Below are 5,111 nucleotides of genomic sequence, written 5' to 3'. Positions count from 1 at the left end.
GTCCTCTCATCTTCGGCTGTTTAAATCCTAGTTCCGTAACAGACTCATTCCCCTCCCCTTGCAACTTGCACACTCCGCCTTCGCCAGGAGGCGTTCGGCATGTATGTACATGCCGCGTTCCACGACATGCAAAAACAAAGGAGAAGCAAAATGCGCTTTCTAAAGCAACTCACAAAACTACAGCCAGAATTGCTCGTTCGCGTTGAAACTACCGTAAAGATTCACAACTCCCCTTACATGACCTTGACGGTCGAGAACATCGGACTAGGGCCTCGCGGACTCCCCGCACTTTCCATCTGCCACTACGGAGAGCAGAATGGCGACCTTATGCGCGATCCAGAAATGTGCTTTGAAGTGGAGATTGAAAATGGAATCGCCATGGAGTTTCAGCCCTATTTCTACCGCAACGACTATGCAGGCGTTGAACAGAACGCTGTTGAAGATAAGATCGTCAACACCAGAATGATCCGCAGCCAACGCCAGTTTTCGGAACTATGGAGCCCCAACCTTATCGAACAGGGATTTCTCACCGCCTATCTGGCTCAAGCAAACGATAGAGCACAGGAAGAATACTTCAAGGAGATGAGCGATCCTGAAAGGCTCCGAGAGGAAATGGAGCAAGCACAAGCCGAAGACAGACTAGAGCGTCGGCACGAGGAGCGTGTCCTTGAGCTGGGCATCGAGCTGATGGAACAAGAAGGAATCGCCAAACAACAACGCATCATAGACGGACGTAAATAGCCAGAAGGCAGCTAAGAGGGGCAGTGCGAATACACTGCTCCAACTACCAGACCATTTATGTAGCCGCCTAGTCACCCAAACCTCTAGGCGGTTACCATCCACACTCAGAGGACGTCGGAAAGGAAGACCGGCATACGGTTGTGCACTTTGGACCGTGAGTTCGCTTATCGATGGTCATGATAGTGAAGTGCTGCTAAGAGCAAAAGCAGTCCATGCTAAGGAAAAGACAAACCTCTTCCCTGCTCTGCGCTAACTGTGTCGCCAGCCGCAGTGAAATCCCTTTGTCGTTTCTCTGCCTCAGACCGGCCCTGTTCGGTCTACGACGTCATAACGAGCGATTTGAAGCAGCGTGGTCTTTCAATCGACGCGAGCTTTCGGTCGCGAACCGCGAAGCTGAGGTTTATAGCAGCTCTTCGGAAAACTGTTTATCTGTTGTAAGGGAACTCTTGTATCCAATGAAAGCCCCTCGTTGTAAGAGGATATCGCGAAGGCGAGATGAGAACTTCTCTTTGCCGATGATATCGGCGCACGGATCCATTGATCGTCAGGGTCAGAAATAAGACCAACATTACATATTTGCATATGAGAGCGGTTTTTCGTAAGGTTCGATGATTCAGTTCTGGTTCACTCAAATCAGACGGCTGTGTCGCTCTGTTGAGCACGAAGAAGTGGTAAAGACGTGACAAATCCGGTAGCACCAAGAACGCTGAGAGCAAGAGCAGATTGATTGAGTAGAGCTTTACCGGCACGTCATAGCAGAAATTCAGCATAACGATATTAGAGGTGACAATAAAAGCTAGGATGGACCCAAGCAAAGCCGTCCGTCGAAAGAGGAGCAAAAATGCTGGTAGAAGCTCGACACATCCAGCGAAAATGGTATACGCCATCGAAAATCCCATAAACTTCCAAAGAAGTCCCATCGGGGAAGATTCGCCATAAGTTTCAGTCAACTGAGCATTCTGAAGAGGGATGAACTGTGTCGGAATCACCTTTGCAAAGGCATAAGAGAGGAGTACGTAAGCGAGTGTGTACCGCGCCAGCACTCGCAACCAGCTGTAAAGGCGAACGTAGTAAGCCTGTTGCCGATCAAAAATAGACCAAATGATACTGATCGCTAGAGAAAGAATAAGGACAATCAGCTCCACGATGTACGCACCAAACGTATCGCCCGCACCTGTAGTCTCTGGTGGTGTAGTCACTCCTGCTAGTTGGTATACAAGTAGATTCAACCAATAGGAGATCCAATTCACCAGCAGTCCCGTGCCTGGCATAAATTGCAAGAATCGTGGCGCGAAATAAAGGACGATGTAACAGAACGAGAAACGGAAAAGAATACGCTGGATCAGACTCCAAGATGCGTCCCGCGACCCAGACGAGAGGTGATCGACCATACTTATACACCTTGATTTCAGCTAAACGTCCGCACCGAATCTCTTGCGGAGGAAATCGCGTTAATTGGGAATCTCAGCTGATAATTGTCTCTAATCATGGCTGAGGGTGCGTATTGGTTGAGGCGGGTTGCCCTTCGCCGGCCGCGAGCTGGAGGAAGCGCGTGCGCATCTCGTCATAGGTGGGTTCCTTGTCGAGGAATCCATACGTCGCGTGCGTTTCAGTGTGTTGTCCGTTCGATTGCGTAGGCCCGGTTTGATAACCATCATAGGAAAAGCGACGTCCGCCGGCAGCCGCCTCTGCCGGATGTTCCTTCGCAAAGAGCGGTTGGTCAAAGTCGGAGCTCTCGAGCGTAATACGGCGAAGCAGCTTTCCGTCCGCGTCGAAGATGCGCGCGTAGTTGTGGACTTTGAACCTGCCCCATGGATAGATTGACTGAAAGATCAGTATCGAACCGCCGCTGGCCAGCGGGTCGCGCTCAATAGGGTACTGGGTGAACTGTGCGGGTATCAGTCCCTGTTCGTACAGTTTGAAAATGCGAGCAATTTCGACGTCGCGAGTAGCTTTGTCTCCGCTCTGAGCCCCTAGGCGCGCTCGCAACGTGTGCCCTTGCCAATCGGCCTCATTTGTAGCGAGGACCGGGTCTATCAGCTGCTTTGCGGCCGAGTAGTCATTGTCATTGACCGCGCACTCCGCGGCGAGTTTCGCGAGCACCGGATCCACTAGTTTCTGGGTCAGCAGTTCTCGAAACAGTGGAGTCGCTTCGGCAAACTTCCCTTGATCGAAGAGCTTGATTGCACGGTCAAACACCAGCTGCTGGTCGGCCGAGAGAGTTGCACGCAGTTCTGGAACCGTCTCGATGTGTTGCGCAATGGCGGTAGGTTGCTGCTGTGTCTGAGCGGACCTAGCAATCTTCGGCGACGCGAATGAAGCGCCAAGAAATCCAATGAGCAATGTCCTTAAGGTGCTGTGACCAACCTTCATAACAACTCCTATTAAAATTCTTCAGCTGACGCACCACTATATCCCGCCGAGCTGAAGCGGGGGTACTAATCGAAGCTGTAGGTATAGAACAGCTCCGCCAGATCGGACTTGAGGTTGGACTATACTCAAATGCGACATGAGAATTAGATACTTCCTTGAAAATTGGAGGGGAACAGTTGCTAATTTGGCCGCTGTGGTTGTGGAGTGCGCGCTATCTCCACATACCTGCATAAAGCGTTGGCAAGCTGCATCTGTCTCGGGCTGCGACAATCCGGCTTTAGCAAATTAGGGCTCCCAAGCACGATCACCATTCCCATAGCGCGTGAGGTGGCTACGTTAAGCCTGTTAAGGCTGTAGAGGAACTCCATTCCGCGGGGAGCGTCTTCTTGGGAGGATGTTGTCAGCGAGTAGATGACTATAGGTGCTTCCTGACCCTGGAACTTATCGACCGTCCCTATTCTGCTTCCCGCAGGAAGGCGTTCTGCGAGATCCGCTACTTGTGCGTTGTACGGCGCCACAATCAGGATGTCATCGAGACGAAGATCTCGTCTCCCGGCCTTGCCATCCTCCTAGGTCACGCCTGGTTTCAATAGTCCATCAACCAGTTCCGCTATCTTCTCAACCTCTTCAGGGGAACTATTCCGGTTGCCTCCGTGCTCCACAGGTAGAAACCACAAACCCGATTCTCCCAATGTCGTTATTCCTTTACCTGTAGAACAGATTTGTTGTTTTCAAACAGGTTACGCGATTCCTAAAGGTGTAGAAATTTGCCTTAGCCTGTAGAAATATTCCTATACCAGTAGAACGATTGCATGTGCGTTTCTCATGGAAAAACCACCCATGAGGCGGAGTCTGGGTGGCGGAATGGGATACCGACTGGCAGAGTGAGAGCCGGTAACGAATGCTCAAGTTGTCATACACGAGCTGTTAGAGTTTTCGGCCCACACAGGATCGCAAAGTGGAAGCGACTCGCCGGGGCAGTTGGGATCTCTACAAGTAAAGGAACATTTCTACAGGTAAGAGACCAAGATCGTACGCCGAGCCCGTTTTCTACAGGTAAAGGAATAACGACAGCGGGGCTCGCAACCGCCATCATTCTCTCCGGTGTCTCACTCGGCACAGTTGCCGGAGTGCCCGCAGGCACGTTGGTGAGCATGATGTTGGGTTGGCGTCTCGCATTCGTGGCATCAGCCATCGTCGCGCTGTCCGTGCTTCTCGCGGTCATGATCCTGGTGCCGTCGCTTGTGCCTACAAGCACGCGAGGGATCAAAGACGTTACGGATCTCTTGAACAATCGCAAGGTGCGGTTCGGTCTTCTAGGAACAGTGCTGTCCTTTATCGGACAGTTTGCAGGTTATACCTACATCACACCATTCATGTTGCAAGTCATGCATTTTGACTCCGTAGTGCTTAGTGCCGTCCTCTTCGGATTCGGCGCAGCCGGTGTTGCTGGCAACCTGTTTGGCGGCTGGGCGGTAGGCAAAAACGTGCGAGTAGCATTGGCGGGCACACTTCTTCTTCTTGGCACCTCGATCCTCATTTTGACGGTGGTCGGAGCGCATCTGGTCGTGGCAGTGCCGCTAATTTTAATCTGGGGTTTCGGTTTCGGAATGCAACCGATTGCCACGCAAAGCTGGATGTTCAGTGCTGCTCCGGATCAGTTGGAGAGTGTGCAAGCCATCTTCGTCTCCGCCGCACAACTGTCTATTGGCAGCGGCGCACTTATAGGTGGTCTAATGTTCGATCACTTCGGAATCTACAGCACCTTGTGGATAGCCGCTTCGACTGCGTTCGTTACTGCCGCACTATTTTCCTTGCGCAGCAAGTAGGAAGCTTCATCACGTCTTAGGACGCACTCGCGAAAACATTTGAATGGGGCCACTGATTTCTTGTGGATGATGGGGTCACCACACCAAACGTCAAAAATCGTACGCTGACAACGGTGCTCGGTTCTAGCGGTGCTCAGGCGAAGCAACTGGCAGACCGATTCGGCGGGT

The 5,111-nt window shown here is 51.8% G+C and carries 4 protein-coding genes; 2 read left to right on the top strand and 2 right to left on the bottom strand.

Translation table 11 applies throughout. From position 1 onward, the window contains the following. Positions 1–99 precede the first annotated feature (99 nt). The gene (locus tag HB393_RS24820; RefSeq protein WP_213807914.1) at positions 100–741 is read left to right on the top strand and encodes a hypothetical protein; all 642 of its coding nucleotides are present in this window, start codon (positions 100–102) and stop codon (positions 739–741) included. A gap of 425 nt (positions 742–1,166) precedes the next feature. On the opposite strand, the gene HB393_RS24815 is transcribed toward HB393_RS24820, so the two are convergent. Together HB393_RS24815 and HB393_RS24810 are read right to left on the bottom strand one after the other, a co-directional pair. Then, positions 1,167–2,132: a hypothetical protein gene (locus tag HB393_RS24815; protein ID WP_213807913.1), complete on the bottom strand. Its 966-nt coding sequence runs from the start codon at positions 2,130–2,132 to the stop codon at positions 1,167–1,169. A gap of 94 nt (positions 2,133–2,226) precedes the next feature. Then, the gene (locus HB393_RS24810; RefSeq protein WP_213807912.1) at positions 2,227–3,114 is read right to left on the bottom strand and encodes a tetratricopeptide repeat protein; all 888 of its coding nucleotides are present in this window, start codon (positions 3,112–3,114) and stop codon (positions 2,227–2,229) included. Between the two features lie 812 nt (positions 3,115–3,926). Between HB393_RS24810 and HB393_RS24800 the strand changes: the two genes are divergently transcribed. Continuing rightward, the gene (locus HB393_RS24800) at positions 3,927–4,943 is read left to right on the top strand and encodes an MFS transporter (protein WP_255551606.1); all 1,017 of its coding nucleotides are present in this window, start codon (positions 3,927–3,929) and stop codon (positions 4,941–4,943) included. The last annotated feature ends 168 nt before the right edge of the window (positions 4,944–5,111 follow it).

This window comes from Granulicella sp. dw_53 (assembly GCF_018449545.1).
Lineage (GTDB): Bacteria > Acidobacteriota > Terriglobia > Terriglobales > Acidobacteriaceae > Edaphobacter.
Note: the sequence above shows the minus strand (reverse complement) of the source record. Positions and strands in the feature narration are given on the sequence as shown.